The 2,723-nt window shown below is 71.8% G+C and carries 3 protein-coding genes; all 3 read left to right on the top strand.

The genetic code is table 11. The annotated features are described in order from the left end of the window. The coding region (locus AC1RTA_RS16500) for an ABC transporter ATP-binding protein (protein WP_492785355.1) at positions 1–1,029 on the top strand (1,029 nt) is incomplete at its 5' end. Further along, positions 1,026–2,006, top strand: coding sequence for an ABC transporter ATP-binding protein (locus tag AC1RTA_RS16495; RefSeq protein ID WP_492785354.1), 981 nt, complete (start codon positions 1,026–1,028; stop codon positions 2,004–2,006). The genes AC1RTA_RS16500 and AC1RTA_RS16495, both read left to right, overlap by 4 nt. Next, the coding region (locus AC1RTA_RS16490; RefSeq protein WP_492785353.1) for a GntR family transcriptional regulator at positions 2,006–2,723 on the top strand (718 nt) is incomplete at its 3' end. The genes AC1RTA_RS16495 and AC1RTA_RS16490, both read left to right, overlap by 1 nt.

The raw sequence follows: 2,723 nt of genomic DNA, 5'->3' as shown, positions 1-2,723 counted from the left end.
CCCCACGACATGGGCGGCCCCGCCCAGCCCCTGCTCATCGTGCGCGACCTGAAGAAGCACTTTCCCGTGCGCAGCAGCCCCCTGGACCGGGAACGCAAGTTCGTCCACGCCGTGGACGGGGTCAATTTCTCCGTCCCCAAGGGCAAGACCCTGGGCATCGTCGGCGAATCCGGCTGCGGCAAATCCACCACCGCCCGCCTGGTGGCCCGGCTGATGCCCGCCGATGCGGGCGAGCTGATCTTCGACGGCGAGGGGGTGGAGGAATTCCGCGGCCTGCGCCTCAAGGAGTTCCGCCGCAACCTGCAGATGGTGTTCCAGGATTCCTTCGCCTCCCTCAATCCCCGCCTCACCATCGCCGAAACCATCGCCTACGGGCCCAGGGTGCACGGCATCGCCCGGGCCGACCACCAGGCCAGGGAACTGCTCGACCGGGTGGGGCTGGATCCGAGCCACTTCGCCGGCCGCTATCCCCACGAGCTGTCCGGCGGCCAGCGACAGCGGGTGAACATCGCCCGGGCTTTGGCCTTCGACCCGCGCCTGGTGATCCTGGACGAGGCCGTGGCGGCCCTCGACAAGTCGGTCCAGGCCCAGGTGCTCAACCTGCTGCAGGAGCTGAAGGCGGAGCGCCAGCTCACCTATCTCTTCATCTCCCACGACCTGCACGTGGTGCATTACCTGTCGGACTACGTGATGGTGATGTACCTGGGCCAGGTCATCGAGAGCGGCCCGGTGGAGCGCATCTACGGCCATCCGGCCCACCCCTACACCCGGGCCCTGCTCTCCGCCGTGCCCTCCATGGACCCGGAGCACCGCACCCAGGCCTCGCCCCTGGCCGGCGACCCGCCCAACCCGATCAACCCGCCCAGCGGCTGCCGCTTCCGCGACCGCTGCCCCCACGCCCACGCCGTCTGCGCCAGCGCCACGCCGGCCCTGCGGGACATGGGCCGCCATAGCGAGCACCTGGCGGCCTGCCATCTCAACGATCCCGCTTCCGGCCACCCGGAAGCCCACCAGGAGCAACGTCCATGACTACCCCGCTCGTCTCCATCCAGGATCTGACCGTGCAATTCAACGGCGCCCGCCGCGCCAGCGCCCTCAACCAGGTGAGCCTGGAACTGGGCCAGGGCGAAGTGCTGGGCCTGCTGGGGGAATCGGGCTCGGGCAAGAGCGTCACCCTGCGCACCCTGCTGCGCCTGCACCCGGAGCGCCACACCCGCACCGCCGGCCGCATCCGGGTGGACGGCCAGGACGTGCTTGCCCTGCGCGGCCGGGAGCTGGACCGCTACCGGGGCGGCACCGTCTCCATGGTGTTCCAGGAGCCGGGCCTGGCCTTCGACCCGGTGTACACCATCGGCCAGCAGATCAGCGAGGCGGTGCGGGTGCACGAGGGCGTGGACCAGGCCACCGCCGCCGCCCGGGCCCTGGCCATGGTGGAGCGGGTGCAGATTCCCCAGGCCCGCCGCCGCTTCGACGCCTATCCCCACGAGCTGTCCGGCGGCATGCGCCAGCGCGCCATGATCGCCCTGGCCCTGGCCTGCAAACCCAAGCTGCTGCTGGCGGACGAGCCCACCACCGCCCTCGACGCCACGGTGCAGATCCAGATCCTGCTGCTGTTGCGGGAGCTGCAGCGGGAAACCGGCATGTCGGTGATTTTCGTCACCCACGACATCGGCGCCGCGGTGGAGGTGGCCGACCGCATCGCCGTCATGTACGCCGGCCGCATCGTCGAGCAGGGCCCGGTGGGCCAGCTGGTGCGCCAGCCCTGCCACCCCTACACCCGGGGCCTGCTGGCGGCCACCGTCGGCCACGAGCACCGGGGCCGCCCCCTGGAGGCCATCCCCGGCTCGCCGCCGGACCTGGCCGCCTTGCCCCCGGGCTGCAGCTTCGCCCCCCGCTGCAGCCACGCCAGCGAACGCTGCCACCGCGACATCCCGCCCCTGGAGCAGCAGGGCGCCCGCACCCTGGCCTGCTGGCATCCGGTGCGCCTGCTGGGGGAGGCCGCCTGATGGAAAGCGCCATCCACACCGCCGCCCCGCCAGAGGCCGGGCGCAGCCGAGGCAGCCTGGCGGAGGACGTCTGCCGCAGGATTGCCGACGAGATCGTCCTCGGCCAACTGGCCCCCGGCACCCGCCTGGACGAAGTGACCCTGGCCTCCCGCTTCGCCGTCTCCCGCACCCCGGTGCGGGAGGCCCTCAAGCAGCTGGCCATCATGGGCCTGGTGGAGACCCGCCCCAACCGGGGCTCGGTGGTGGCCGCCCTGTCGGTGGAACAGCTCAACCACATGTTCGAGGCCATCGCCGAACTGGAGGCCGCCTGCGCCCGCCACGCCGCCCTGCGCATGAGCGAGGCGGACCGGGCCGCCATGCGCCAGCACCACGCCGAGGGCCGGGCCGCCATGCAGGCCGGCGACATCGAACGCTACGAGGCGGCCAACGTCGCCCTCCACGCCACCATCATCCGCGGCTGCTACAACCCGGTGCTGATCGACATGGCCACCAGCCTGCGGGACCGGGTCTCCAGCTTCCGCCGCACCCAGTTCCGCAACCTGGAGCGCATGAGCGAATCCTTCGAGGAGCACTCGGTGATCGTGGAGGCCATCTTGGCCCACGACGTCATCACCACCTACCGGGAAATGCGCTCCCACCTCATCTCCGCCCGCAGCGCCACCACCCGGGCGGCGCCGGCCTGGGGCAACGCCCCGGCCACTGCCGCCGCCCCCCTCC

The sequence above is a fragment of the Azospira sp. MPR-E4 genome (genome assembly GCF_058809645.1).
The sequence above is the reverse complement of the archived record's forward strand: the minus strand, read 5'-3'. Positions and strand labels throughout refer to the sequence as shown.

What these genes read in the sequence shown, in the direction of transcription:
- AC1RTA_RS16495 (WP_492785354.1), top strand. Translation starts at nt 1,026, where the DNA reads ATGACTACCCCGCTCGTCTCCATCCAGGATCTGACCGTGCAATTCAAC.